Origin of the sequence: Streptomyces sp. NPDC059224, from assembly GCF_042754285.1 — a bacterium.
Taxonomy (GTDB): Bacteria; Actinomycetota; Actinomycetes; order Streptomycetales; family Streptomycetaceae; genus Streptomyces.
Genome location: NZ_JBHZAN010000001.1, coordinates 258,981 through 284,989, shown reverse-complemented (window position 1 = coordinate 284,989; position 26,009 = coordinate 258,981). Strand labels below are relative to the sequence as shown.

The following is a 26,009-nucleotide window of genomic DNA, read 5'->3' as shown; positions in this document are numbered from 1 at the left end:
TCGTGGAGTGCGCTCTGGGCAAGCGCTTCGGACCGGCCGGCCCGGAGTTCCTCACAGGAAGACGCGGGCGATGCCGAGCCAGGTGTCCGCGTCCGCGCCGGCCGCCCGGAGACCGGTCTCGGCCCGGGACCTGCGGTGGGTGACCCGGAGGCAGAAGTCGAGGGCGGTGCCCCGCACCCGTTGCGCCGCGTCCTGCGGGCCCCATGCCCAGATCTCGCCGCCGGGACCGGTCAGCTCGACGCGGAACGGCTCGGCCGGGACGGGCAGCCCGGCGGCGTGGAAGGACAGTTCCCGTCCGGTCACGCCCAGCGCGGCCACCTGCCGGAGCCGGTCCGTCGGGCGGCGGGAGACCCCGAGCGCGTCGAAGACGTCCTGGCCGTGGGCCCAGGTCTCCATCAGCCGCAGCGGTGTCATGAGCGCGCTGGTCAGCCGCGAGCCGTACCAGGGGAACCCGTGGTCGCGGGGCACGTCACGGAGCGCCGCCGCCACCTCGGTCCGGCCCTCCCGCCAGCGCTCCAGCAGCGTCGCCCGCGGTTCGGCCGCTCCCGTTGCGGCGTCCAGGTCGGCGTACCGGGCGCCCGCGGCCTCGGCCTGCTTCAGCACGGCGTCGAACGCGTCCGGGGTCCGTACGGCGATGACGACGTTGGCGTCGGCCGAGGCGAGGTGGGCGATCTGGTGGGCGATCGTCCACCCCGCGGCCGGAGTCGGCCTGGTCCAGTCGGGATGCGCCGACACCAGGGCGTCGAGCTCGTCCCCCTCGGCCACCAGGTCGGGGACCGCGGGGCCGCCGTCCAGGGCGGAGAGGTCGAGGCCGTAGTCCAGCATCCGGGACCACCTTCGCGCGCGGTGACGGCAGGCACCGTCGAGCCTAGCCGAAGGAGCCCGCGGGAAAGGCCCAACTCCGTTGCGTGCGAGGCTGATCGGTCGGGAACTCGTCGGTCTTCAGGGTGAGCCCGACGGCGGTCGACGTGAGGTCCGCCTCGTCGCCGAAGCCGGCCTTCGTCCCGGTCGCGCAGTCGTCGCCCCTGGGGTTGGTGCAGACGTGGCAGCGGCGCTGGCAGGGGTCGGCGATCAGGCAGACGGGGGCCTCGGCCTCGGCGTAGGCGGTCTTCTTCAGGCCGTGGTCGTCGGCCGCGGTGCCCCGGGAGATGACCTCGGCGAGGAACTCGACGTCCTGGTAGCGCCAGAGCCCCTTCCCGTTCTCGACCGCCCCCTCGGCCGTCACGCTCACGTCGGACGCGAACCCGTCCAGACGCCCCGGGCGGACCGGGCTTCGGCGGATCCGGTCAGTCGGCTGCCGCCGCGTACTCCTCGCCCAGGTCCCACCCCTGCCACATCGCCTCCGCGAACGCCTCCGCGATGCGGTGTTCGCCGTTCGCGTTGGGGTGGGTGCCGTCGTAGGTGTCGGTGTCGATGTCGTACGACGGCGGGGGCGAGGCCAGCAGCAGCGGGGAGCGGGGCTCGTCAAGGTCGGCGACCGTCTTCGCCAGCAGGACGTTGAAGAGGTCCACCTGCTCCGCGAACTGCGGGTCCGAAGCGGCCCGGATGTTCGGGATCACCGGCAGCACCACCATGCGGATGCGCGGGTTGGCCTCCCGGGCGGCCGCCACGAAGGCCCGAGCGTTGGCCGCCGTCTGCTCCGCGTTCGTGTAGAAGCCCAGGTCGATCAGGCCGAGGGAGACGAGGAGCACGTCGGCGCGGCAGGACCGCACCGCTTCCTCGATCAGCGGCGCCATGTGCAGCCAGCCCTCGCCCCAGCCGGCCAGGTGGGCGCGGGGGAAGTCCGGGTCGGCGTAGGAGTACGACACGGGCGCCTCGGCGAGCTTGTCGTACAGCGTCTCGCGCGGGCCGACCAGCCTGAACGGGCCGCCGTAGGTCGCGCACAGGTGCTGCCACATGCGGTACCGCCATGTGTGTTCGCCCGTGCTGCCGATGGTCATCGAGTCGCCGACGGGCATGAACCTGAGCATCCGCTCATGATGGACGATCAGGAGGAGGGGTGGGGTGTGAGGACCGACACGTCCGCCGCGGCCGGACACAGGGCGGGATGGCAGGCTTGGGCCCATGCGTCCACGCTCGCTCGCCCTTCTCGCCGGGATCCTGCTCACGGGTGCCCTCGCCGCCGCACCCGCCTCCGCCGCCGACGGCACCGGCGACAAGGGGTTCACGATCACGGACCCGCGGATCACCGAGTCCAGCGGTCTCGCCGCCTCCCACCTGCACCCCGGCATCTACTGGACGCACAACGACAGCGACGACGGCCCCTACGTCTACGCCGTCGACAGCGCGACCGGGAAGACCGTCGCGACCGTCACGCTCAGTGGTATCGGCAGGCCCCGTGACGTCGAGGCCATCTCCATCGGCCCCGACAACCAGATCTACGTCGGTGACATCGGCGACAACCTCGACGGGAGCTGGCCGTACGTGTGGATCTACCGGCTGCCCGAGCCGAAGGTCCTTCGGAACCAGACGATCAGGGCCACCCAGTACGTCGTCAAGTACGCGAACGGCGCCCGGAACGCCGAGTCGCTGATCGTCCACCCCGAGACCGGCCGCGTGTACATCATCGACAAGAAGGAGGACGGCGGGCATCTCTACGAGGGCCCGGCGACCCTGTCCTCCTCCGGCACCAACGTCTTCAGGCCCGTCGCCCCCGTCGACCTCTGGGCCACCGACGCCGCCTTCTCGCCCGACGGGAAGCAGCTCGCCGTACGCGGCTACTTCGGCGGCATCTACTACGACTGGAACGGCGGGAAGATCAAGCGCGAGGGACGGCTCGACGTGCCGCTGCAGAAACAGGGCGAGTCGGTCAGCTACTCCGCCGACGGGACCAGGCTGATGTACGGCAGCGAGGGCTCCGAAAGCCCTGTGCAGGCCGAGGACGTGCCGGGCGGGCCGGCCGGGAAGGCGCCGTCCGCCGACGGGAGTTCGGCCGCCTCCGGGGACGGCGGCAGTCCGGCGGGCGGCAAGGTCGAGGCCGGCGCGATCGCCGTCGGCGTCGTCGTGCTCGCCCTCTTCGGGCTGCGCCGGATGCGGCGCACGCCCACCCGCCGGCACTGACCCCGGCGGACGTCACCCTTTCGGGTCACCGGAGGGGCGGCCGGGCGCCGGTCCGCGCAGGCTGGGAAGGTCCCGCGGGTCGGGGGCGGAGGTACGCGACCGGTCCCGCCCCACGGAATCTGGAGCACCCATGCGCCGCAACGCCCTGCGCCTGGCCGGGAAGGTCTGCCTGCTCACGGCCGCCCTGGGTCCGACCGTCCCCGCCACCGCCGCCACCGCCGAGCCCACCCGGACCGCACGGGCCGCGGCCGCCCTCCCGCAGTTCCGTACGGTCCGCCTGCCGGTCAGCGGCACGTTCGCCGGCCCGGCCGAGAAGATCCGTGTCACGGGCACCCTCGACGTCACCGTCCTCACCCTCCCCGCCGCCGCCGGCGGCGGCACCGCCCAGATCATCAGCAGCCTGGACGGCACCGGCGGCACCGGCGGGTCCAGCGGCGGTGCGTACGACCTGGTCGGCGCGGGCCGGGACAGCCTGCCCTTCTCCGCGGGGGCCACCACGACCCTCAAGACCCGCCCCTCCTTCGTGCTGGTCTCTCCCGTCGTCCCGCCCCACCCGGTCGTCCCGCCGAACCCGATCCGGCCCGTCACGGTCTCGGTCACCGTGAGCAGCACCGGCGTGATCGGCGCCGTCACCGCCACGGTCGGCACCCCGGCACCCTGAGAAGGGCCGACGGCGGGGCCGGGGAGGACGCGGGGACGGGACCGGGGAGGACGCGGGGGAGACGTCGTACGTCTTGACGTGATGACGGTGTCAGTTTCCTGGGAGGTGCGCGGCGCCTGGCTTGTCGCGGGAGTCGCTACGCCGTCACAGCTTCTCGATGACGTAGTCGACGCACTTCGTCAGCGCCTCGACGTCGGCCGGGTCGATCGCCGGGAACATCGCGACGCGGAGCTGGTTGCGGCCGAGCTTGCGGTACGGCTCGGTGTCGACGATCCCGTTGGCGCGCAGCACCTTCGCGACGGCCGCCGCGTCGATCTCGTCGGCGAAGTCGATCGTGCCGATGACCTGGGAGCGCTGGGCCGGGTCGGCGACGAACGGGGTGGCGTACTTGCTCTCCTCGGCCCAGGTGTACAGGCGGGTCGAGGAGTCCTTGGTACGGGCCGTCGACCAGGCCAGGCCGCCCTGGCCGTTCAGCCACTTCAGCTGCTGGTCGAGCAGGAACAGGGTGGCGAGGGCGGGGGTGTTGTACGTCTGGTTCTTGCGGGAGTTGTCGATCGCCGTGGGCAGGCTGAAGAACTCCGGCACGTGGCGGCCGGACGCGTGGACGCGCTCGGCGCGCTCGATCGCCGCCGGGGAGAAGATGCCGATCCACAGGCCGCCGTCGGAGGCGAAGGACTTCTGCGGCGCGAAGTAGTAGACGTCGGTCTCGCTGACGTCGACGGGCAGGCCGCCCGCGCCGGAGGTGGCGTCCACGAGCACCAGCGCGCCCGGGTCGGCCCCGGCGACCCGCTCGATCGGCATCGCGACACCGGTCGAGGTCTCGTTGTGGGTGAACGCGTACACGTCCACGCCCGCCTCGGCCCGCGGTGCCGGGTGGGTGCCCGGGTCGGCGGCGATGACGGTGGGGTCGGCCAGCCACGGGGCGAGCCGCGCGGCCTTGGCGAACTTGGACGAGAACTCACCGAAGTTCAGGTGCTGCGACTTGGCGTCGATCAGACCGTGGGTGGCGACGTCCCAGAAGGCGGTGGACCCGCCGTTGCCGAGGACCACCTCGTAGCCGTCAGGGAGGGAGAACAGGGCGCTGATGCCTTCGCGGACCTGGCCGACCAGGTTCTTCACCGGGGCCTGGCGGTGGGAGGTGCCCATGAGGGAGGTGCCGGTGGCGGCGAGCGCGTCCAGCGCCTCCGTCCGCACCTTGGAGGGGCCCGCGCCGAAGCGTCCGTCGGCGGGCTTGATGTCAGCGGGGATCTGGATGTCAGCCACGGGGCGAGCGTAGTGGCTGGAGGAAACGCGGTCGAAATGTAGTCCGTCGGGTGAGACGGGCGGGTGTGCGCCGTCGCCGTGGTTCCCGGGCTCGCGTCCCGCGTCACCGCCGGTGCCGGCGGGCAGACTGGGAGGCATGGTCGATCTGGAGGCTGAGCTGCGCAGGGCCGTCCGGGGCGAGGTGGGGTTCGACGTCACGTCCCGGGCGCTGGTCACCATGGACGCGTCCAACTACCGGCGGGTTCCGGCGGGGGTGGTGGCCCCCAGGGACGCGGACGACGTGGCGGCCGTCCTCGAGGTGTGCCGCGCCCACGGGGTGCCGGTGGTCGCCCGGGGCGGCGGCACCTCGATCGCCGGGCAGGCCACCGGCACGGGCGTGGTGCTGGACTTCACCCGCCACATGAACCGCCTGATCGGCCTGGACCCGGCCACCCGTACGGCCGTCGTCCAGCCGGGTCTGGTGCTGGACCGTCTCCAGGAGGCCGCCGCCCCGCACGGCCTGCGCTTCGGCCCCGACCCCTCCACGCACAGCCGCTGCACGCTCGGCGGGATGATCGGCAACAACTCGTGCGGCTCGCACAGCGTGGCCTGGGGCACCACCGCGGACAGCGTCCGGGAACTGGACGTGATCACCGCGCGGGGCGGCAGGCTGCGGCTGGGCCAGGACTGGGCCGGGGCCCCGCGGGGCCTGCGCGAGCTGGCGGCCGGGGAGCTGGCCCGCCTGCGCACCGGCTTCCCCGACCTGCCCCGCCGGATCTCCGGGTACGCCCTGGACGCGCTGCTCCCCGAGCGGGGCGCCGACGTGGCCCGCGCCTTCTGCGGCAGCGAGGGCACGCTGGGGATCCTCACGGAGGCGACCGTCGGCCTCGTCGCGGCACCCCGCGCGCGTGCCCTCGCGGTCCTCGGGTACGCCGACGAGAGCGCGGCCGCGGAGGCGGCGGCCGGGCTGCTCGCCGCCGCCCCGCTGACGGTGGAGGGCATGGCCGCCGACCTGGTGCGCTCCCCGGCCGGGCTGCCGCGTGGCGGCGCCTGGCTGTTCGTGGAGACGGGCGGCGAGTCGGCCGCGCAGGCCCGCGCGCGTGCGGAGTCGGTGGTCCGCGCGGCGGACGCCCTCGACGGGCTGGTCGTCACCGACCCGGCCGGGCAGCGCGCGCTCTGGCGCATCCGTGAGGACGCCTCCGGTACGGCGACCCGGATGCCGGACGGCAGCGAGGCCTGGCCCGGCTGGGAGGACTGCGCGGTACCGCCGGCCCGGCTGGGCGCGTATCTGCGGGACTTCAGGCGCCTGCTGGCCGAGCACGCGTTGCGCGGCACCCCGTACGGCCACTTCGGGGACGGCTGCATCCACGTCCGTATCGACTTCGACCTGCTCGGCGCGGCCGGTGTGGCCCGCTTCCGCCGTTTCTCGCAGGAGCTGGCCGACCTCGTCGTCGCCCACGGCGGCTCGCTTTCCGGGGAGCACGGGGACGGCCAGGCGAGGGCGGAACTGCTGCCGAGGATGTACGGCACGGAGATGGTGGCGCTGTTCGAGCGCGCCAAGGGGATCTGGGACCCGGACGACCTCCTGAACCCGGGGATGCTGGTCCGGCCGGCCCCGCTGGACTCGAACCTCCGCTTCGCCGTCCTCCCCCGCGAACCGCTCCCGGTGGCCTTCGCCTACCCGGCCGACAACGGCGACTTCTCGGCGGCCGTCCGCCGCTGCGTCGGTGTGGCGAAGTGCCGTACGGCCGAGGTGTCCGGCACCTCCGTGATGTGCCCGTCCTTCCGGGCCACGGGTGAGGAGGAGCACTCGACCCGCGGCCGGGCCCGGCTGCTGCACGAGATGCTGGCGGGCGAACTGGTGACGGACGGCTGGCGGTCGGCCGAGGTACGGGACGCGCTGGACCTGTGCCTGTCCTGCAAGGGCTGCCGGTCGGACTGCCCGGTGGGGGTGGACATGGCGACGTACAAGGCGGAGTTCCTGCACCACCACTACGCGGGGCGGCGCCGTCCTCGGTCGCACTACAGCATGGGCCGGCTGCCGCGCTGGCTGCGCCTGGTGGCCGGCACGCGTACCGCGGGGCTGGTCAACGCGCTCACCGCCGTACGCCCGTTCGCGGCGCTGGCCGCACGCGTGGGCGGCATCGCTCCGGAGCGGGCCTTCCCGCGCCTGGCGAGGGAGCCGTTCAGCCGGTGGCTGCGGCGACGGCGGCGCGGACGCCTGCGGGACCGGGTGGCGCAGCCGCGGGCGGGCCGCCGGCCGAAGGTTCCGGCGCGGACGGCCTTCCTGTGGCCCGACACGTTCACCGAGCACCTGTCACCGTCCGTGGGCCGGGCGGCGGTACGCGTCCTGGAGGCGGCGGGAGTGGGGGTGGCGGAGCTTCCGACGCGGCCGTGGCCGTTCCGGGCCTCCCGCGTGTGCTGCGGGCTGACCTACCTCTCGACGGGGCAACTGGACCAGGCGCGGGCGGTGTTGCGCGGCACGCTCGACCTCCTGAGCCCTCTCGTGCTGCCGGAACCGGCCGATCCGGAGCCGGCCGACGGGGAGGACGCGCCCGTGTTCGTGGTCCTGGAGCCCAGCTGTGCCGCCGCCCTGCGCACGGACCTGCCGGAACTCCTCCCGGACGACCCGCGGGCGGCCCGTCTGGCGGCGTCGGTGGTCACCTTCGCGGAGGCCCTGCAACGGCTGGCCCCCGAGTGGGCCCCGCCCCGCCTGGACCGCCGGGTCACCGGCCAGACCCACTGCCACCAGCACGCGGTCCTCGGCGACACCGCCGACCGCCGTCTCCGCGAGGCCGCCGCCCTCACCGGAGACCTGGTCGGCGGCTGCTGCGGGCTGGCCGGCAACTTCGGTTTCGAGCAGGGGCACTTCGAGGTGTCGAAGGCCTGTGCGCAGGAGCAGTTGCTGCCGGCGGTGGCCGGGGCGCCGCGGGGCACGGTGGTCCTGGCGGACGGCTTCTCCTGCCGGACACAGCTGGAACAGCTGGCGGGGGTGCGGGGGAGGCACCTGGCGGAGGTGCTCGCCGAGGCGCTGGAGGCGGGGGAGGACGGGAAGTGACCGGGCCGGAGACCGAATGGAACCGGGTGGCGGTCCTCTCCGACATCCACGGGGTGCTGCCCGCGCTGGAGGCGGTCCTCGCCGAACCGGACGTGTCCGCGGCCGACCGCGTCGTGCTCACCGGTGACATCACGGCGGGTCCGCAACCGGGCCCGGTCATGGAGGCGTTGCGCGAGCTGGGCGAGCGGGTGCTGTGGCTGTCGGGCAACGCGGACCGGGAACTGGTGGAGTACCGCAGGGGCGCGCGCACCGGGATCCCGGACCCGATCGGCCCGTTCGCGGCTGACGCGCTCACCGACGCACAGGTCGACTTCCTAGCCGCGCTCCCCAGGACCGCCACCCTGACGGTGCGCGGCCTGGGCCGGGTGCTGTTCTGTCACGCGACGCCCCGCGACGACGAGGAGATCGTCCTGGCCGACTCCGCACCGGAGCGCTGGGCGGAGGTGCTCAGCGGTGTCGCCCCCGACGTCGCGACCGTCGTCTGCGGTCACACCCACATGCCGTACACCCGCCTCACCCACGGCCGTCTGGTCGTCAACCCCGGCAGCGTGGGCATGCCCTACGGCCGCCCGGGCGCCCACTGGTGCCTCCTGGGCCCCGGGACCGACCTGCGGGTGACGTCGTACGACATCCCGGCGGCGGTCGCCCGGCTGCGTGCCGAGTGCGCGTACCCGGACATCGCGCGGTGGGCGGACTGCTACCTCAACGCACGGGTGACCGACACGGAGGCACTGGCAACGTTCGGCCCCGGCGACGGCAGGGCCCGACACGCCCGCACCGACCTGCGTGGAAACGATTCTGGCCAGGGGTGCGTCTGTTCTGCTTGATGCCGTCGCCACCGATCCGCCGGCCGCCCGTCCAGGAAGAATCCGAGGAGCCTCGCCCATGACATCAGCCTCCGCAGTCCTCTGTCTCCGGCCCGTCTCCCGTGCCGAACACCTCGCCTTCGCCGGCTCGCGCCGCCCCTCCCCGAGCCATATGCAGCTGCCGTCCTGGGGGGACGTGAAGCCGGACTGGCGGGCGGAGAGCCTGGGGTGGTTCGACTCGGAGGGGCGGATGGTCGGGGCCGGGCTGGTGCTGTTGCGGGCGCTGCCCAAGGTGAAGCGGTATCTCGCCTATCTGCCGGAGGGGCCGGTCATCGACTGGCACGATCCGGACCTGGACCGCTGGCTCGATCCGCTGCTGGCGTACCTGAAGGGGCTCGGGGCGTTCGCGGTGAAGATGGGGCCGCCCGTCGTCGTACGGCGGTGGAGCGCGGAGGCGGTCAAGGAGGCGATCGCCGATCCCGCCGCCCGGCGGCTGCGGGACGCCGAGGCGACCTCGCAGGAGCCTCGTGCCCTCGAACTCGGCGAGCGGCTGCGCCGGCTGGGGTGGCGGCAGGCGGAGGCGGGCGGGGAGGACGGGTTCGCGGCCGGGCAGCCCCGGTATGTGTTCCAGGTTCCCTTCGAGGGGCGTTCGTTGGACGACATCCAGCGCGGGCTCAACCAGCAGTGGCGGCGCAACGTGAAGAAGGCGGAGAAGGCCGGGGTCAAGGTCGTCCGTGGCGGTTACGAGGACCTGCCGGCCTTCTACACGCTGTACGCCGAGACCGCCGAGCGCGACCGCTTCATCCCGCGTCCCCTCCCCTACTTCCAGCGCATGTGGACCGCCCTCACCGCCGAACACCCCGACCGCATGCGCCTGTATCTCGCCCACCACGAGGGTGAGATCCTCGCCGCCGCGACCATGCTGACCGTCGGCGGACACGTCTGGTACTCCTACGGCGCCTCCACCAGCCGCAGGCGCGAGGTCCAGCCCAACAACGCCGTCCAGTGGCGGATGATGTGCGACGCACACGAACTCGGCGCCGCCGTGTACGACTTCAGGGGCATCACCGACACCCTGGAGGAGTCCAACCACCTGCTGGGGCTGCTCCGCTTCAAGGTCGGCGCGGGCGGGGAGGCCGTCGAGTACCTGGGGGAGTGGGACTTCCCGCTCAACAAACTGCTCCACAAGGCGTTCGACGTGTACATGGCCCGCCGCTGAGTCCCTCGCGGCGGCGCGGGAGGGCCGGTTTCATGAGCCGGCTCTCGGGTTCGTAGGAGAACCCTCAGGTTCGGTCTCGTTGTACAGCTGTCACCCAGGTGTTCACAGCACCTGTTCGCCTTTCGCGCCACGACTCCGACCACTCCTACGGCTACGACGTGCACGCGGCAGCGGGGCTGTGGCCCCCACCCGTGTACGTACGGGTGAAGATCCGAGAGCCGCCGTTGCGGAGATCCTTGAAAGGGGCGGCTTCTCGGGCGTCCCCCGGCGATCCGGCGCTACGGGACCGCCGTCCACGCATGACGTGGCTCCGTGCGTGAGCGACCGTCAGTTCGATTCTGTTACAGGCCTATTGCACAGAAAATCTTCAAGAGTTCTCCACGTGATCCGTACGCTGCGTACGCCAACGGGCCCGGCCGGGAGTCATCCCGGCGGGCCTCTCGCGATCCCAGGGGGATACACATGCGTATACGCGTCGCGGCCACCGTCATCTCCGGCGCGGCCGTGCTGTCCGCGCTCGTCGTTCCGGTGGCCGCCCAGGCGGCGCAGGGTCCGGACGCGCGGGCGCGGCTCAGCTCGCTCTCCGCGCACTCCGTCGGCACCGCGAAGTCCGCGAACGCGGCGAGCACCGCGAAGACCGTCCGTCCGATGGACGCGGTGGGCGACATCTCCTTCTCGAAGGGCGTCGTCAACGGCGGCAAGGACATCGTCCTCTCCACCACCACCAGGCAGTCCGTGACCGCCACCTACACCGCGACCAGTGCGAACGGTGTCGCGCTCACGGAGGCCTTCCTCTGGCAGGGCACCGACCCCTCCAGCGTGGACACCATCACCGGCGCCCTGGGCACCGACGACGACCCCGTCTGCACGGAGTCGACGACCCGGACCGGCGTCTACAGCTGCAAGGCCGTCTTCCACATCAGCGCGGCCACCGACATGAAGTACAACGGCGCCGCCGGCACCTGGAAGCTCGCCCTGGGCGGTTACGACCTCTCCGTGAACGCCAGCTTCGACGACAACGTGACCACCGCCAAGATCAAGAAGGCGTCCAAGCTGACCGTCAACGCCGCGCCGGAGCCGGTGAAGAAGGGCAAGACCGTCACCGTCACCGGCAAGCTGACGCGCGCCAACTGGGACACCGGCACGTACGGCGGCTACGCGGGCCAGAAGGTGGTGTTGCAGTTCCGCAAGAAGACCAGCAGCACGTACACCAACGTGAAGGGCATCACCGCCGGCGCCGGCGGCGCGCTCAAGACCACGACCAAGGCCACGGTCGACGGGTACTACCGCTTCTCCTTCGCGACCAACACCACCACCGGCGCCTCGACGGCGGCCGGCGACTACGTCGACGTGAAGTAGCCTCCGCGGCTCACGGTCCGGCGGCGCGGCGGTCGGCCGCCGGGCTTCACCTCCGCGCGGCCCGCGAGCGACCCGTTCGGAGGGGGCGCCGGGACGGCCGGCGGCCCGGACAGTTCCATGGGGGCTTCACGCGCCTGTCTGAGTCCATTACCCTGGACTGGACAGTGCACCGCAATGAACAACGAGCTTCCTGGACCGCCCGTGACCACCCCCAGCACCTCACAGCCGACGCCCGCACCCGTGTCCGCGCCCGCCGCCGGTGGTTCACCGGCGGGCCGCCTCGGCTCGCTCGGTCCCGTCGGTCTGGTGCTGGCCGGCGGGATCTCCGTGCAGTTCGGCGCCGCCGTCGCGGTCACCCTGATGCCCAGGGCGGGCGCGCTCGGCGTGGTCTGCCTGCGGCTGTTCGCCGCCGCCGTGATCCTGCTCGTCGTCTGCCGGCCCCGGCTGCGCGGTCACTCCCGCACCGACTGGGGCACGGTGATCGTCTTCGGCGTCACCATGGGCGCGATGAACGGCCTGTTCTACGAGGCCGTCGCCCGCATCCCGCTGGGCCTCGCCGTCACTCTCGAGGTGCTCGGACCGCTCGCCCTGTCCGTGCTGGCCTCCCGGCGGCTGATCAACGCCCTGTGGGCGGCCCTGGCGCTGGCCGGTGTCTTCCTGCTCGGCGGCGGCAACTTCAGCGGCCTCGACCCCGTGGGTGTGGGCCTGGCCCTGGGCGCCGGAGCCATGTGGGCCACCTACATCATCTTCAGTGCCCGTACCGGCCGCCGCTTCCCGCAGGCCGACGGTCTCGCCCTCGCCATGGCGGTCGCCGCCCTGCTCTTCCTCCCGCTGGGCATCGCCGAGGCGGGCGGAAAGCTTCTGGACCCGACCACCGTCGCGCTCGGCTCGTCGGTCGCGGTCCTCTCCTCGGTGCTGCCCTACACCCTCGAACTCCTCGCCCTGCGCCGGCTGCCCGCCCACACCTTCGCCGTCCTCATGAGCCTGGAACCGGCGATCGCGGCGACGGCCGGCTTCCTCATCCTGGACCAGGCCCTGTCGGCCGCCCAGGCGGCCGCCGTCGCCCTCGTCATCGCGGCCAGCATCGGCGCGGTCCGCACCCAGGTGGGCCGCGACCGGAAACCGGAGGGCGGCACCCAGCCGGGGCCGGCGGTCATGATCCAGCCGGAGCCGGTGGTCGTGGCCCGGCCGGAGCCGGCCGTAGGCGCTCAGCCGGAGGGGAACGGCAGCGCGTCCTGATAGCCGTTGGACGGCCGCTGGATCTTCTTCACGGTCTGGGCGTCCACGGCGACCGGCGCGGACGCCGTGCCCAGCTTTCCGCCGGGATGCCAGTTCCCGGTGACCGACACCCAGGTGTCGGCGGGCGGGACGCTGCTGCCGTAGATCCGTACCTTCACCGACTGCGCGTCGGCGGCGCAGCACGAGATGACGATCCGGGTCAGATCCCAGCTGCCGCCGCCCGCGACGGGCGTGACCAGCCCGCTCATCTGCACGGTCCGCCCCTTGATGGCCAGCGAGCGGTCCTGCTGCACCCGCGTGGTGAAGTCCGTGAGGGTGATGGGCAGCGGTGAGGTCCTGGGCAGCGCGACGAAGTCGTCCTGCTCCGCGACGGCCTTGGCGGGCTGCCGGGAAGCCGTGTACGCGCCGAGCGCCGGCGGGGCGTAGAAGAGCAGGCTCAGCGCGGGCAGCAGGAGCAGCCAGGCGACCCGGGGAACGGCGGAGTGGTCGTGGCCGTGGTGTCCGGCGCCATGCGGTTCGTCGACGTGTGCGTGGGTGTCCCGCGTCGCCGCCTCCGCGATGCCCAGTACCAGCAGCACGAATCCGGACACGATCAGCAGCGGGCGCATCCCGGGCTTGACGTAGCGCAGGCACACGTCGGTGAAGAGGGAGGCGTGCAGCAGGCCGAGGCCGCTGAGCACCAGCAGGGTCACCTGAAGCGGACGTCTCACAGCAGCACCCCTGCGACCAGCACACTGCACAGGATCGCGACGACCGTCGTGGCGGCCGAGAAACGGGCCGCGAAGGCCCGGCCGAACGTGCCCGTCTGCAACGCGATCAGCTTGAGGTCGACCATGGGCCCGACCACCATGAACGCCAGCCGGGCAGTGGGCGAGAAGCCTGTGAGCGAGGACGCCACGAACGCGTCCGCCTCCGAACACACCGCGAGGATGATCGCCAGCGCGGCCAGGAACAGCACCGACAGCCAGGGCGAACCGGAGAAGGTGTCGAGCACCGAGCGCGGTACCGCCACATTGAAGGTGGCCGCGGCCATGGCGCCGACCACCAGGAAGCCGCCCGCCTGCAGGAAGTCGTGCTGGAAGGCGCGCCGGAACTCCGTCCAGCGGCTGTGCCCCCCCTGGTGCCCGCTGTGCCGCACGGCGGGCCGCAGCCACTCCTCGCGGCCCAGCCAGAGCCACAGCCAGCCCATCACGGCGGCGGTCACCAGCGAGGCGAGCAGCCGGGCCAGCACCATGAGGGGGGTGCCGGGGAAGGCGATGGCGGTGGCCGTGAGCACGACCGGGTTGATGGCGGGCGCGGAGAGCAGGAACGCGAAGGCGGCGGCCGGCGTGACCCCGCGCCCGATCAGACTGTTCGCCACCGGCACCGACGCGCACTCGCAACCCGGCAGCACCACTCCGGCCAGCCCGGCGACCGGCACGGCCAGCGCGGGCCGCCTCGGCAGCAGCCGGGTGAACACCCGCTCCGGCACGAACGCGTTGATCGCCCCCGAGAGCGCCGTACCGAGCAGCAGGAACGGCGTCGCCTGCACCACGACCGCGAGGCACACCGTCTGCCAGGCCTGGAGCGCGGCCTTGCTGACGCCCTGTCCGAGCAGGAAGAGGGCGGTACCCGGGAGGACGGCGGCGGCCACGAGCAGGAGCGGCCAGTGGCGGGGGAGTTCAGGTGAGGGCGGCTCCGCGGCCGCCTCGGCGGCCGTACCGCCGCGGCCGTCTGCCGTGGGCTCCACGACGGCTGTCGCCTTCGCCCCGACGACGAGTTCCTCTGTCCTCCGCATGCCCCGCTCGCCCCACACGTCAGTTCATCGCCGGATGTTCGCATCGAACATAGGCCATGCGCGCACCGCCACCGCGACGAGACGTCCCAAGGAATGCCCCAGGAACCGCCACGAACGCTCCACGGGGAAGCCCCGTCCGGCCGCGGACGGCAAATTCATGCAAGCGTGCTTGATTGTTTCCTGGGTCGCTGCCATGCTCCTCCCCATGTCCGAGCCGACGCCCGTCATCGACGACCTGCGTGAGGAGAGCACGGAACTCGACCGGCTGGTAGCCGGGTTGGGAACCGAGCGGTGGACTCTCGCCACCCCCGCGCCCCGCTGGACCATCGCCCACCAGATCGCCCACCTGTACTGGACCGACCGCGCGGCCCTGCTCGCCGTGACGGACGAGGACGGTTTCCGCGCGGAGGCCGAGAAGGCACTCGGCGCCCCCGACACCTTCGTCGACGAGGGTGCCGAGGACGGCGCCCGGCTCCCGCCCGCCGAACTGCTCTCCCGCTGGCGCGAGGGCCGCACGGCGCTGGACCGGGCCCTGCGGGAAGCCCCGCCCGGCACCCGCTTCCCCTGGTTCGGGCCACCCATGTCCGCCGCCTCCATGGCCACCGGCCGGCTCATGGAGACCTGGGCCCACGGCCAGGACATCGCCGACGCCCTGGGTGTGGTCCGCACCCCCACCGCCCGGCTCGCACATGTGGTCCGCATCGGGGTACGGGCAAGGGACTTCGCCCACCTGGTCCACGGCCTCACTCCGCCCGCCGAGGAGTTCCGGGTGGAGATCACCGGCCCGGACGGCACGCTGTGGGCCTACGGCCCCGAGGACGCCCCGCAGCGCGTCACCGGTCCCGCGGTCGACTTCTGCCTCCTGGTCACCCAGCGCGCCCACCGGGCCGACCTCGCCGTGACCGCCGTCGGCGCCGACGCCGACCGCTGGCTCGACATCGCCCAGGCCTTCGCGGGCCCGCCCGGCGCCGGCCGCACCCCGAAGGAGGGCAGCGAGTGACCCTGCGCATAGGCAACGCCTCCGGCTTCTACGGCGACCGCTTCGACGCCCTGCGCGAGATGCTCACCGGCGGCGAACTCGACGTCCTCACCGGCGACTACCTCGCCGAGCTGACCATGCTCATCCTGGGCCGCGACCGGCTGAAGGACCCCGGCGCCGGATACGCCCGCACCTTCCTGCGCCAGCTGGAGGACTGCCTGGGCCTCGCCCGGGAGAGCGGCGTAAGGATCGTCACCAACGCCGGCGGGCTCAATCCGGCCGGACTCGCCGACGCGGTGCGGCAACTGGCCGACCGGCTCGGCATCCCGGTACGCGTTGCCCACGTGGAGGGCGACGACCTCACCGCCGCCCACCCCGGCAGTCTCGCCGCCCACGCCTACCTCGGCGGCTTCGGGATCGCCGAGTGCCTGCGGGCCGGCGCCGACATCGTGGTCACCGGCCGGGTCACCGACGCCGCCCTCGTCACCGGCCCCGCCGCCGCCCACTTCGGCTGGGGGCCCGGGGAGTACGACCGGCTCGCGGGCGCCGTCGTCGCCGGACACGTCCTGGAGTGCGGAACCCAGGCCACCGGCGGCAACTACGCCTTCTTCGCGGAAGCCGGAGCGGCCGGCCGGGACCTGCGGCGGCCCGGCTTCCCGCTGGCCGAACTCCACGAGGACGGCAGCTGCGTCATCACCAAGCACCCCGGCACCGGCGGCCTCGTCGACGTGGGCACGGTGACCGCCCAGCTCCTGTACGAGACCGGCGGCGCCCGGTACGCGGGCCCCGACGTCACCGCCCGCCTCGACACCGTACGGCTGAGCGAGGACGGCCCGGACCGGGTGCGGATCGAGGGCGTGCGGGGCGAGGCGCCGCCCCCGGCCCTCAAGGTCGGCCGCAACCGGCTGGGCGGCTTCCGCAACGAGGTCGTCTTCGTCCTCACCGGCCTCGACATCGAGGCCAAGGCGGCCCTGGTGCGGGAGCAGATGGCCGAGGCCCTCGCCAAGTCGCCCCCGCAGGAGACGCGGTGGGAGCTGGTGCGCACCGACCGGCCCGACGCGGACACCGAGGAGACGGCCAGCGCGCTGCTGCGGCTCGTCGTACGGGACCGGGACCAGGAGGCCGTCGGCCGGGCGCTGAGCGGAGCCGCCGTGGAACTGGCGCTCGCCAGCTACCCCGGCTTCCACGTGCTCGCGCCACCCGGGAAGGGTTCGCCCTATGGGGTCTTCGAGGATGTGTACGTCCCACAGGGCGACGTGCCCCATGTGGCCGTCCTCCACGACGGGCGACGGATTCCCGTGCCGCCGGCCCGGGACACCCTCGTACTCCAGGATCCGCCGCAGCCGGCGCTGCCCGAGCCGCTGCCGGCCGGACCCGTCCGGCGGGCGCCCCTCGGGCTCGTCGCCGGGGCACGCAGCGGCGACAAGGGCGGTAACGCCAACGTCGGCGTGTGGGCGCGCTCGGACGAGGCATGGCGCTGGGTCGCGCACACCCTGACCGTCGACGCCTTCCGGCACCTGCTGCCCGAGAGCCGTGAGCTGGCCGTCACCCGGCACCTCCTGCCCAACCTGCGCGCCGTCAACTTCACCGTCGCGGGCATCCTCGGCCGGGGTGTGGCCGCCCAACACCGTTTCGACCCCCAGGCCAAGGCCCTCGGCGAATGGCTTCGCTCCCGCCACCTGGACATCCCGGAGGCCCTGCTGTGACGGTCATCGAGACCACGCTCGACACCCACCACCCCGACTACCGGGCGAACCGCGACACCATGCTCGCCAAGCTCGCCGACCTGGAGGCCGAGCACGCCAAGGCCCTCGCGGGCGGCGGCGAGAAGTACATCGCCCGGCACCGGGCGCGCGGCAGACTCCTCGCCCGCGAGCGCATCGAACTCCTCCTCGACCCCGACACCCCCTTCCTGGAACTGTCGCCGCTGGCCGCCTGGGGCAGCGAGTACGCGGTCGGCGCCTCGCTCGTCACCGGGATCGGCGTCGTCGAGGGCGTGGAGTGCCTGATCACCGCCAACGACCCGACCGTGCGCGGTGGGGCCAGCAACCCCTGGTCGCTGAAGAAGGCCCTGCGCGCCAACGACATCGCCCTCGCCAACCGGCTGCCCTGCATCAGCCTGGTCGAGTCCGGCGGCGCCGACCTGCCCTCGCAGAAGGAGATCTTCATCCCGGGCGGGGCCGTCTTCCGCGACCTGACCCGGCTCTCGGCCGCCGGGATCCCGACCGTCGCCGTCGTCTTCGGCAACTCCACCGCGGGCGGCGCCTACATCCCCGGCATGTCCGACCACGTGATCATGGTCAAGGAGCGCGCGAAGGTCTTCCTCGGCGGACCGCCGCTCGTGAAGATGGCCACCGGCGAGGAGAGCGACGACGAGTCCCTGGGCGGCGCCGAGATGCACGCGCGCGTGTCGGGTCTCGCCGACTACTTCGCCGTCGACGAACCGGACGCGCTGCGGCAGGCACGCCGCGTGGTCGCCCGCCTCAACCACCGCAAGGCACACCGGGATCCGGGCCCGGCCGAGCCCCCCAAGTACTCCGCCGACGAACTCCTCGGCGTCGTCCCCGGCGACCTCAAGATCCCCTTCGACCCGCGCGAGGTGATCGCCCGGATCGTCGACGCCTCCGACTTCGACGAGTTCAAGCCGCTGTACGGCACCAGCCTGACGACCGGCTGGGCCACCCTGCACGGCTATCCCGTCGGCGTGCTGGCCAACGCCCAGGGCGTCCTGTTCTCCGCGGAGTCGCAGAAGGCCGCCCAGTTCATCCAGCTCGCCAACCAGCGCGACATCCCGCTCCTGTTCCTGCACAACACCACCGGCTACATGGTCGGCAAGGAGTACGAGCAGGGCGGGATCATCAAGCACGGCGCGATGATGATCAACGCGGTCAGCAACAGCCGCGTACCGCACCTGTCCGTCCTCATGGGCGCCTCCTACGGTGCCGGGCACTACGGCATGTGCGGCCGCGCCTACGACCCCCGTTTCCTGTTCGCCTGGCCCAGCGCCAAGTCGGCCGTCATGGGCCCGCAGCAGCTCGCCGGCGTCCTCTCGATCGTCGCCCGCCAGTCGGCCGCCGCGAAGGGACAGCCCTACGACGAGGACGGCGACGCCGCCCTGCGGGCCATGGTCGAGCAGCAGATCGAGTCCGAGTCGCTGCCGATGTTCCTTTCCGGGCGGCTGTACGACGACGGCGTCATCGACCCGCGCGACACCCGTACCGTCCTCGGCCTGTGCCTGTCCGCCCTCCACACCGCCCCCTACGAGGGCGCGCGGGGCGGCTTCGGCGTCTTCCGGATGTGAGGCATCACATGATTTCGACTCTGCTGGTCGCCAACCGGGGCGAGATCGCCTGCCGGATCTTCCGGACCTGCGCCGAACTCGGCATCAAGACCGTCGCCGTGCACTCGGACGCCGACGAGAACGCGCTGCACGCGCGCGTGGCCGACACCGCGGTACGGCTGCCGGGCGCCACGCCCGCGGACACCTACCTCCGCGGCGACCTGGTGGTGAAGGCCGCCGTGAGCGCCGGCGCGGACGCCGTGCACCCCGGCTACGGCTTCCTGTCCGAGAACGCCGACTTCGCCCGTGCCGTCCTCGACGCCGGCCTGGTCTGGATCGGGCCGCCGCCGGAGGCGATCGAGGCGATGGCGTCCAAGACGCGCGCCAAGGAGCTGATGGGGATCGCGCCGCTCGGCGAGGTCACCGAGTCCGACCTGCCGGTGCTGGTGAAGGCGGCGGCGGGCGGCGGCGGGCGCGGGATGCGCATCGTGCGCCGCCTCGACGAGCTGAGCGCCGCGCTGGAGGGCGCCCGCGCCGAGGCCGCCAGCGCCTTCGGCGACGGCGAGGTCTTCGTCGAGCCCTACATCGAACGCGGCCGCCACGTCGAGGTGCAGGTCCTCGCCGACGCGCACGGCACCGTCTGGCCGCTGGGCACCCGCGACTGCTCACTCCAGCGCCGACACCAGAAGGTGATCGAGGAGGCGCCCGCGCCCGGTCTCCCCGAAGGGCTCACGAAGGAGCTGTACGCGCTGGCCGTACGCGCTGCCCGCGCCGTCTCCTACGTGGGCGCCGGCACCGTCGAGTTCCTCGTCGCCGGAACCGAGGCGTACTTCCTGGAGATGAACACCCGCCTCCAGGTGGAACACCCCGTGACCGAGGCCGTCTTCGGCCTCGACCTGGTCGCCGAACAGATCCGCGTCGCCGAGGGCCACGCCCTTGCGCCCGAAGCCCCGCGCCCGCACGGCCACGCCGTCGAGGCGCGCCTGTACGCCGAGGACCCCGCCCGCGACTGGGCCCCGCAGACCGGCACCCTGCACCGCCTCGCCGTCCCCGGCAGCGTCCGCCTGGACACCGGCTACACCGACGGCGACGAGATCGGCGTGCACTACGACGCCATGCTCGCGAAGGCGGTCGCGCACGCCCCCACCCGCGCGGAGGCCCTGCGCAAACTGGCCCACGCCCTGGAACAGGCCACCCTGCACGGGCCCACCACCAACCGCGACCTCCTGGTCCGCTCCCTGCGCCACGAGGAGTTCACCGCGGCCCGCATGGACACGGGCTTCTACGACCGCGCCCTCACCACCCTCACAGCGCCCGCCGCCGACCCGTACGCCCCCCTCGCCGCCGCCCTGGCGGACGCCCACGGCCGCTCCCGCTTCGGCGGCTGGCGCAACGTCCACGCCCATCCGCAGACCAAGCGCTACCTGATGGCCGGCGAGGAGCACGAGGTCCACTACCGGCACACCCGCGAGGGCCTCACGGCGGACGGTGTGCGGGTCGTGCACGCCGGCGCGCGTCTGGTCGTACTCGACGTCGACGGCGTGCACCGCAAGTTCGAGGTGTCGGCCTACGGAGACCAGGTCCACGTCAACAGCACCGCCCTCACCGCCCTCCCGCGCTTCCCCGACCCGAAGGCCCAGCTGGCACCGGGTTCGCTGCTGGCCCCGATGCCGGGGACGGTGGTACGGATCGCGGAGGGGCTGGCGGAAGGCGCCTCGGTGGAGTCCGGACAGCCGCTGATGTGGCTGGAGGCGATGAAGATGCAGCACCAGATCACCGCCCCGGTCACCGGCACGCTGAGCGAGCTGCGCGTGGCGGTCGGGCGACAGGTGGAGCCCGGCGCCCTGCTGGCGGTGGTGCAAGCGCCCTAGGGGCGCTGGGGGCACCCCCGGCCGAGGGCCGGGGGAGGAACTGCGCGAGCAACCACATACGACCCGCACGCGAAGGAGCCACGTTGACCAGCCAGATCGAAACAGACGAGCACAAGGCACTCCGCGAAGCGGTGGCCACCCTCGGCAAGAAGTACGGCCGCGACTACATCACCCGGACCGTCGCGGAGGGCCGCGCCCCCACCGAGCTCTGGCAGGAGGCCGGAAAACTCGGCTACCTCGGCGTCAACCTCCCCGAGGAGTACGGCGGCGGAGGCGGCGGCATCACGGATCTCTCCATCGTCCTCGAAGAGCTCGGCGCCGCGGGCTCCCCGCTCCTCATGCTCGTGGTCTCGCCCGCCATCTGCGGAACCGTCATCTCACGCTTCGGCACCGAGGAACAGAAGCGGGCCTGGCTCCCGGGACTCTCCGACGGCTCCCGCCTGATGGCCTTCGGCATCACCGAACCCGACGCCGGCTCCAACTCCCACCGCATCACCACCACCGCCCGCCGCGACCCCGACACCGGCGACTGGCTGCTCACCGGCCGCAAGGTCTTCATCTCCGGCGTCGACATCGCCGACGCGGTCCTGATCGTCGGCCGCACCGAGGACGCCCGCACCGGACGGCTCAAGCCCTGCCTGTTCATCGTCCCCACCGACGCCGGGGGCTTCCACAAGCAGCCCATCGACATGGAACTGAGCGCCGCCGAGAAACAGTTCGAACTCGTCCTCGACGACGTACGGCTGCCCGCCGACGCGCTCGTCGGCGACGAGGACGCCGGCCTCCTGCAACTCTTCGCCGGACTCAACCCGGAGCGGATCATGACAGCCGCCTTCGCGATCGGCATGGGACGCTACGCGCTGTCCAAAGCCATCGAGTACGCGCGCGACCGCACCGTCTGGAAGACCCCCATCGGCGCCCACCAGGCCATCGCGCACCCCCTCGCCCAGGCGCACATCGACCTCGAACTGGCGCGCCTGATGATGCAGAAAGCGGCCCTCCTCTACGACGCCGGGGACGACATCGGCGCGGGCGAGGCCGCCAACATGGCCAAGTACGCGGCGGGCGAGGCGTGCGTGCGCGCGGTCGACCAGTCCGTGCACACCCTCGGCGGCAACGGACTCACCCGGGAATTCGGGCTCGCCTCGTTGATAACAGCCGCGCGCGTGGCTCGTATTGCTCCGGTGAGCAGGGAGATGATTCTCAACTACGTCTCCCACCAGACCCTGGGCCTGCCCAAGTCGTACTAGGCCGCCTTGGAGGAACCGTGTTCCGCAGCGTGTACGCAGACGTTCCACCCGTAGAACTCCCCATCCACGAGGCCGTGCTGGGCCGGGCCGCCGCGTTCGGGAACACGCCCGCCCTGATCGACGGCACCGACGGCACCACCCTCAGCTACGAACAACTGGACCGGTTCCACCGCAGGATCGCCGCCAAACTCGCCGACGCAGGCGTCCGCAAGGGCGACGTACTCGCCCTGCACAGCCCCAACACGGTCGCCTACCCGACCGCGTTCTACGCGGCCACGCGCGCGGGTGCCGCCGTCACCACCGTGCACCCCCTCGCCACCCCCGAGGAGTTCGCCAAACAGCTCCGGGACTCCGCGGCCCGCTGGATCGTCACCGTCTCACCCCTGCTGGAGGCCGCCCGCCGGGCCGCCGAACTCGCCGGCGGCGTGGCGGAGATATTCGTCTGCGACAGCGCACCCGGCCACCGCTCGCTGATCGACATGCTCGCCGGCGACGCCCCCGAACCACAGGTCGACATCGACCCCGCCGAGGACGTCGCCGCACTGCCGTACTCCTCGGGCACCACCGGCGTCCCCAAGGGCGTGATGCTCACCCACCGGCAGATCGCCACCAACCTCGCCCAGCTGGAACCCGCCGTCCCCACCGGCCCCGGCGACCGCATCCTCGCCGTCCTCCCGCTCTTCCACATCTACGGCCTCACCGCGCTCATGAACGCGCCCCTGCGCATGGGCGCCACCGTCGTCGTACTGCCCCGCTTCGACCTGGAGACCTTCCTCGCCGCCATCCAGAACCACCGCATCACCGGCCTGTACGTCGCCCCGCCGATCGTCCTCGCCCTCGCCAAGCACCCGCTGGTCGAGCAGTACGACCTGTCCTCCCTGAAGTACGTCATGAGCGCCGCGGCGCCCCTGGACGCCCGCCTGGCCGCCGCCTGCTCCGAGCGACTCGGCCTGCCGCCCGTCGGACAGGCCTACGGCATGACGGAACTCTCGCCCGGCACCCACGTCGTCCCGCTCGACGCCATGCACCACGCACCGCCCGGCACCGTCGGCAGGCTCATCGCCGGCACCGAGATGCGGATCGTCTCCCTCGACGACCCGCACAAGGACCTCGGCACCGACGAACCCGGCGAGATCCTCATCCGCGGCCCCCAGGTCATGAAGGGTTACCTCGGCCGCCCCGACGCCACCGCCGCGATGATCGACACCGACGGCTGGCTGCACACCGGGGACGTCGGTCACGCCGACGCCGACGGCTGGCTGTTCGTCGTCGACCGGGTCAAGGAACTCATCAAGTACAAGGGGTTCCAGGTGGCCCCCGCCGAACTGGAGGCACTCCTGCTCACCCACCCCGGCATCGCCGACGCCGCCGTCATCGGCGCCTACAACGAGGACGGCAACGAGATCCCGCACGCCTTCGTCGTCCGCCAGCCCACCGCCACCGACCTCACCGAGAACGAGGCCATGCTGTACGTCGCCGAACGCGTCGCACCCTACAAACGCGTCCGCAAGGTCAGCTTCGTCGCCGGCGTGCCCCGCGCGGCCTCCGGGAAAATACTCCGCCGCGAACTGCGCGCGCTCGCGAAGGCCGCGGAACCCGAGGAGGGCTCATGACACTGATCGGACAGACACGCGCGCGTGCCGTCGCCACCCTCAGCCTCGACTCCGTGCCCACCCGCAACGCCCTGTCCGCCGCCCTCGTCGGCGAACTCGCCGAGGCCCTCACGGACTGCGCCAAGGACCCCGACGTCCGCGCGGTGGTCCTCACCCACACCGGGACGACCTTCTGCGCCGGCGCCGACCTGCGCGACCCGCCCCACCCCGACGCCCTCGTCCAGCTCTTGCGCCAGATCGTCGAGCTGCCGAAACCGGTCGTCGCCCGGATCTCCGGCCACGTACGCGCGGGCGGCCTCGGTCTCCTCGCCGCCTGCGACATCGCCGCCGCGTCCGCCGAGTCCACCTTCGCCTTCACCGAGGTGCGGATCGGCGTCGCCCCCGCGGTGATCTCCCTGACCCTCCTGCCGCGCGCCGACCCCCGCGTCCTGGCCCGCTACTACCTCACCGGGGAACGCTTCGGCCCGCCCGAGGCCGTCCGACTGGGCCTCCTCACCGCCGCGGCCGACGACGTGGACACGGCCCTCCAACCCGTCCTCGACGGACTGCGCCGCGCCGCCCCCGGGGCCCTGGCCGAGACGAAACAGCTGCTCACGGCTAGGGTGCTGGAGACATTCGACCGGGACGCGGCCACCCTGACCGCACTCTCGGCCCGGCTGTTCTCCTCCGAGCAGGCCCGCGAGGGGATGACTGCCTTCCTCGAACGACGGGACGCGGCGTGGGTGGTGTGAGTACGGCGGAACGCGCGCCGAAGCAGGACCGCAGCCGGGCCACCCGGCAACGGCTCCTGGAAGCCGCGGTGGCCTGCCTCGCCGAACACGGCTGGGCGGGCTCCACGGTCGCCGTCGTCGCCGAACGCGCGGGCGTCTCCCGGGGCGCCGCCCAGCACCACTTCCCCACCCGCGAGGTCCTCTTCACGGCGGCCGTCGAATACGTCGCCGAGGAACGCTCGACCGCGATCCGGGGCCTCTTTCCCGATGGCGCCTCGGCCGACCGCACAGCCGTCGTCTCGGCCCTGGTCGACCTCTTCACCGGCCCGCTCTTCCGCGCCGCCCTCCACCTGTGGGTCGCCGCCTCCGACGAGGACCAGCTCCGCCCCCGCGTCACCGAACTGGAAGCCCGTGTCGGCCGCGAGACCCACCGCATCGCCGTGGACCTGCTGGGCGCCGACGAATCCCGCCCCGGCACCCGGGAGACGGTCCAGGGACTCCTGGACATGGCGAGAGGCCTCGGCCTCGCCAACCTCCTGACGGACGACAAGGCGAGACGGGAGCGGGTGGTGGCGCAGTGGGCGCGCCTCCTGGACGAGGCGCTGGGCTGAAGAGCAGGGCCCGAAGGGCCGCTCTTCAGGGGCGCTGGGGGGACGCCCGGCCGAAGGGCCGGGGGAGGAACTGCGCCACCGGCCCCCACGGCTCAGTGGGCGATGTCCGAGAACCCCTCGATGTCCTCCGGCTTCCTGACCCCCGGCCCGACGTACTCCGCCGACGGCCGCACCAGCCGCCCCGTCCGCTTCTGCTCAAGAATGTGCGCCGACCACCCGGCGGTGCGCGCACACGTGAACATCGACGTGAACATGTGCGCCGGCACCTCCGCGAAGTCCAGCATGATCGCCGCCCAGAACTCCACATTGGTGGCGAGCACACGATCCGGCCGACGGTTGTGGAGTTCCTCCAGCGCCGCCTTCTCCAACGCCTCCGCGATCTCGAACCGCGGCGCCCCCAGCTCCCGCGCCGTCCGCCGCAGCACCCGCGCCCGCGGATCCTCCGCCCGGTACACCCGGTGCCCGAACCCCATCAGCCGCTCGCCGCGGTCCAGCGCACCCTTGACGTAGGCCTCGGCGTCCCCGGTCCGCTCGATCTCCTCGATCATCCCGAGCACCCGGGACGGCGCGCCCCCGTGCAACGGCCCCGACATGGCCCCCACCGCACCCGACAGCGCGGCGGCGACGTCCGCGCCCGTGGAGGCGATGACCCGCGCGGTGAAGGTCGACGCGTTCATCCCGTGCTCGGCGGCCGACGTCCAGTACGCGTCCACGGCCGCCACATGCTTGGGATCCGGCTCCCCCCGCCAGCGGATCATGAACCGCTCCACCACCGAGTTCGCCTTGTCGATCTCCCGCTGCGGCACCATCGCAAGACCCTGCCCGCGGGCGGACTGGGCGACGTACGACAGCGCCATGACCGCGGCCCGCGCCAGGTCGTCCCGGGCCTGCTCCGCGTCGATGTCGAGGAGCGGCTTCAGCCCCCACACGGGGGCGAGCATGGCGAGCGCGGACTGGACGTCCACCCGGATGTCACCCGAATGGACCGGGATCGGGAAGGGCTCGGCGGGCGGCAGACCGGGATTGAAGGCGCCGTCGACCAGCAGCCCCCAGACGTTCCCGAACGAGACGTGCCCGACCAGATCCTCGATGTCGACGCCCCGGTACCGCAGAGCGCCCCCCTCCTTGTCCGGTTCGGCGATCTCCGTCTCGAACGCGACGACTCCTTCGAGCCCAGGTACGAAGTCGGACATGGGGCGGCTCCTCGGTGAGGTGTACGGCGGAGGCATCTGCACCATAACTCCGAGTGCCAGAATTGGGGAGTCCAGCGGCAC

22 protein-coding genes are annotated in these 26,009 nt (G+C 72.7%); 15 read left to right on the top strand and 7 right to left on the bottom strand.

Features of this window, described 5'->3' with window-relative positions; all coding sequences use genetic code 11:
* Positions 1-51: 51 nt before the first annotated feature.
* The 3 genes from ACFXI4_RS01285 to ACFXI4_RS01275 are packed head-to-tail and all read right to left on the bottom strand — an operon-like array spanning position 52 to position 1,970.
* Complete coding sequence (locus ACFXI4_RS01285) at positions 52-825, bottom strand: TIGR03084 family metal-binding protein (protein WP_384987093.1); 774 nt, start codon at positions 823-825, stop codon at positions 52-54.
* Positions 826-868: 43 nt separating this feature from the next.
* Complete coding sequence (locus ACFXI4_RS01280; protein ID WP_384987413.1) at positions 869-1,282, bottom strand: Uma2 family endonuclease; 414 nt, start codon at positions 1,280-1,282, stop codon at positions 869-871.
* Between the two features lie 4 nt (positions 1,283-1,286).
* Positions 1,287-1,970 carry a GDSL-type esterase/lipase family protein gene (locus ACFXI4_RS01275; RefSeq protein WP_362730537.1) on the bottom strand — a complete coding sequence of 228 codons (684 nt, stop codon included), beginning with the start codon at positions 1,968-1,970 and terminating at the stop codon, positions 1,287-1,289.
* A gap of 94 nt (positions 1,971-2,064) precedes the next feature.
* Here ACFXI4_RS01275 and ACFXI4_RS01270 point away from each other — a divergent pair, with 94 nt between their 5' ends.
* On the top strand, positions 2,065-3,060 hold the full coding sequence (locus ACFXI4_RS01270) for a WD40 repeat domain-containing protein (protein ID WP_384987091.1): 996 nt from the start codon (positions 2,065-2,067) through the stop codon (positions 3,058-3,060).
* 130 nt (positions 3,061-3,190) lie between these two features.
* Positions 3,191-3,721 (top strand): hypothetical protein, encoded by a 531-nt coding sequence (locus ACFXI4_RS01265; RefSeq protein WP_384987089.1) that lies wholly within the window; start codon positions 3,191-3,193, stop codon positions 3,719-3,721.
* A gap of 144 nt (positions 3,722-3,865) precedes the next feature.
* Here the strand turns inward: ACFXI4_RS01265 and serC are convergent, their stop codons facing one another.
* Positions 3,866-4,984: a phosphoserine transaminase gene (gene serC / locus ACFXI4_RS01260; RefSeq protein ID WP_362730065.1), complete on the bottom strand. Its 1,119-nt coding sequence runs from the start codon at positions 4,982-4,984 to the stop codon at positions 3,866-3,868.
* A gap of 136 nt (positions 4,985-5,120) precedes the next feature.
* Between serC and ACFXI4_RS01255 the strand changes: the two genes are divergently transcribed.
* The 5 genes from ACFXI4_RS01255 to ACFXI4_RS01235 all read left to right on the top strand — a co-directional run bounded on the left by ACFXI4_RS01255 (position 5,121) and on the right by ACFXI4_RS01235 (position 12,644).
* A complete protein-coding gene (locus ACFXI4_RS01255) occupies positions 5,121-8,021 on the top strand; it encodes an FAD-binding and (Fe-S)-binding domain-containing protein (protein WP_384987087.1) in 2,901 nt (966 codons plus the stop codon).
* Complete coding sequence (locus ACFXI4_RS01250) at positions 8,018-8,848, top strand: metallophosphoesterase family protein (protein ID WP_384987085.1); 831 nt, start codon at positions 8,018-8,020, stop codon at positions 8,846-8,848. Before ACFXI4_RS01255 ends, ACFXI4_RS01250 begins: the two co-directional genes overlap by 4 nt.
* Positions 8,849-8,906: 58 nt before the next feature.
* A complete protein-coding gene (locus ACFXI4_RS01245) occupies positions 8,907-10,046 on the top strand; it encodes a lipid II:glycine glycyltransferase FemX (protein WP_384987083.1) in 1,140 nt (379 codons plus the stop codon).
* Between the two features lie 462 nt (positions 10,047-10,508).
* Complete coding sequence (locus ACFXI4_RS01240; protein ID WP_384987081.1) at positions 10,509-11,405, top strand: hypothetical protein; 897 nt, start codon at positions 10,509-10,511, stop codon at positions 11,403-11,405.
* A gap of 201 nt (positions 11,406-11,606) precedes the next feature.
* Complete coding sequence (locus ACFXI4_RS01235) at positions 11,607-12,644, top strand: DMT family transporter (RefSeq protein ID WP_384987079.1); 1,038 nt, start codon at positions 11,607-11,609, stop codon at positions 12,642-12,644.
* Here ACFXI4_RS01235 and ACFXI4_RS01230 read toward each other — a convergent pair.
* Together ACFXI4_RS01230 and ACFXI4_RS01225 are read right to left on the bottom strand one after the other, a co-directional pair.
* Positions 12,614-13,354 (bottom strand): TIGR03943 family putative permease subunit, encoded by a 741-nt coding sequence (locus ACFXI4_RS01230; protein ID WP_384987077.1) that lies wholly within the window; start codon positions 13,352-13,354, stop codon positions 12,614-12,616. The genes ACFXI4_RS01235 and ACFXI4_RS01230 overlap by 31 nt on opposite strands.
* Complete coding sequence (locus ACFXI4_RS01225) at positions 13,351-14,421, bottom strand: permease (RefSeq protein ID WP_384987075.1); 1,071 nt, start codon at positions 14,419-14,421, stop codon at positions 13,351-13,353. The genes ACFXI4_RS01230 and ACFXI4_RS01225 overlap by 4 nt, the downstream gene beginning before the upstream one ends.
* A 205-nt stretch (positions 14,422-14,626) precedes the next feature.
* Here ACFXI4_RS01225 and ACFXI4_RS01220 point away from each other — a divergent pair, with 205 nt between their 5' ends.
* The 8 genes from ACFXI4_RS01220 to ACFXI4_RS01185 all read left to right on the top strand — a co-directional run bounded on the left by ACFXI4_RS01220 (position 14,627) and on the right by ACFXI4_RS01185 (position 24,735).
* Positions 14,627-15,421, top strand: coding sequence for a TIGR03084 family metal-binding protein (locus ACFXI4_RS01220; RefSeq protein ID WP_384987073.1), 795 nt, complete (start codon positions 14,627-14,629; stop codon positions 15,419-15,421).
* Entirely contained in the window at positions 15,418-17,106 is a 1,689-nt protein-coding gene (locus ACFXI4_RS01215; RefSeq protein WP_384987071.1) for an acyclic terpene utilization AtuA family protein, read from the top strand. The genes ACFXI4_RS01220 and ACFXI4_RS01215 overlap by 4 nt, the downstream gene beginning before the upstream one ends.
* On the top strand, positions 17,103-18,701 hold the full coding sequence (locus ACFXI4_RS01210) for an acyl-CoA carboxylase subunit beta (RefSeq protein WP_384987069.1): 1,599 nt from the start codon (positions 17,103-17,105) through the stop codon (positions 18,699-18,701). Before ACFXI4_RS01215 ends, ACFXI4_RS01210 begins: the two co-directional genes overlap by 4 nt.
* Before the next feature lie 8 nt (positions 18,702-18,709).
* Positions 18,710-20,551: a biotin carboxylase N-terminal domain-containing protein gene (locus ACFXI4_RS01205; protein ID WP_384987067.1), complete on the top strand. Its 1,842-nt coding sequence runs from the start codon at positions 18,710-18,712 to the stop codon at positions 20,549-20,551.
* An 83-nt stretch (positions 20,552-20,634) separates the two neighbouring features.
* The gene (locus ACFXI4_RS01200; RefSeq protein ID WP_384987065.1) at positions 20,635-21,801 is read left to right on the top strand and encodes an acyl-CoA dehydrogenase family protein; all 1,167 of its coding nucleotides are present in this window, start codon (positions 20,635-20,637) and stop codon (positions 21,799-21,801) included.
* Between the two features lie 17 nt (positions 21,802-21,818).
* Positions 21,819-23,414 carry a 4-coumarate--CoA ligase family protein gene (locus ACFXI4_RS01195; protein ID WP_384987063.1) on the top strand — a complete coding sequence of 532 codons (1,596 nt, stop codon included), beginning with the start codon at positions 21,819-21,821 and terminating at the stop codon, positions 23,412-23,414.
* Positions 23,411-24,145, top strand: coding sequence for an enoyl-CoA hydratase family protein (locus ACFXI4_RS01190; RefSeq protein WP_384987061.1), 735 nt, complete (start codon positions 23,411-23,413; stop codon positions 24,143-24,145). The genes ACFXI4_RS01195 and ACFXI4_RS01190 overlap by 4 nt, the downstream gene beginning before the upstream one ends.
* Positions 24,133-24,735: a TetR/AcrR family transcriptional regulator gene (locus ACFXI4_RS01185; protein ID WP_384987059.1), complete on the top strand. Its 603-nt coding sequence runs from the start codon at positions 24,133-24,135 to the stop codon at positions 24,733-24,735. The genes ACFXI4_RS01190 and ACFXI4_RS01185 overlap by 13 nt, the downstream gene beginning before the upstream one ends.
* Before the next feature lie 92 nt (positions 24,736-24,827).
* Here ACFXI4_RS01185 and ACFXI4_RS01180 read toward each other — a convergent pair whose 3' ends face one another.
* Complete coding sequence (locus tag ACFXI4_RS01180) at positions 24,828-25,928, bottom strand: citrate synthase 2 (protein WP_384987057.1); 1,101 nt, start codon at positions 25,926-25,928, stop codon at positions 24,828-24,830.
* Positions 25,929-26,009 lie beyond the last annotated feature (81 nt).

Excerpts from the sequence above, each read along its gene's own strand:
- ACFXI4_RS01255 (WP_384987087.1), top strand. The coding sequence starts at position 5,121 with ATGGTCGATCTGGAGGCTGAGCTGCGCAGGGCCGTCCGGGGCGAGGTG.
- ACFXI4_RS01180 (WP_384987057.1), bottom strand. The coding sequence starts at position 25,928 with ATGTCCGACTTCGTACCTGGGCTCGAAGGAGTCGTCGCGTTCGAGACG.
- ACFXI4_RS01270 (WP_384987091.1), top strand. The coding sequence starts at position 2,065 with ATGCGTCCACGCTCGCTCGCCCTTCTCGCCGGGATCCTGCTCACGGGT.
- ACFXI4_RS01205 (WP_384987067.1), top strand. The coding sequence starts at position 18,710 with ATGATTTCGACTCTGCTGGTCGCCAACCGGGGCGAGATCGCCTGCCGG.
- ACFXI4_RS01225 (WP_384987075.1), bottom strand. The coding sequence starts at position 14,421 with ATGCGGAGGACAGAGGAACTCGTCGTCGGGGCGAAGGCGACAGCCGTC.
- ACFXI4_RS01240 (WP_384987081.1), top strand. The coding sequence starts at position 10,509 with ATGCGTATACGCGTCGCGGCCACCGTCATCTCCGGCGCGGCCGTGCTG.
- ACFXI4_RS01275 (WP_362730537.1), bottom strand. The coding sequence starts at position 1,970 with ATGCTCAGGTTCATGCCCGTCGGCGACTCGATGACCATCGGCAGCACG.
- ACFXI4_RS01190 (WP_384987061.1), top strand. The coding sequence starts at position 23,411 with ATGACACTGATCGGACAGACACGCGCGCGTGCCGTCGCCACCCTCAGC.
- ACFXI4_RS01220 (WP_384987073.1), top strand. The coding sequence starts at position 14,627 with ATGTCCGAGCCGACGCCCGTCATCGACGACCTGCGTGAGGAGAGCACG.
- ACFXI4_RS01245 (WP_384987083.1), top strand. The coding sequence starts at position 8,907 with ATGACATCAGCCTCCGCAGTCCTCTGTCTCCGGCCCGTCTCCCGTGCC.
- ACFXI4_RS01285 (WP_384987093.1), bottom strand. The coding sequence starts at position 825 with ATGCTGGACTACGGCCTCGACCTCTCCGCCCTGGACGGCGGCCCCGCG.
- ACFXI4_RS01265 (WP_384987089.1), top strand. The coding sequence starts at position 3,191 with ATGCGCCGCAACGCCCTGCGCCTGGCCGGGAAGGTCTGCCTGCTCACG.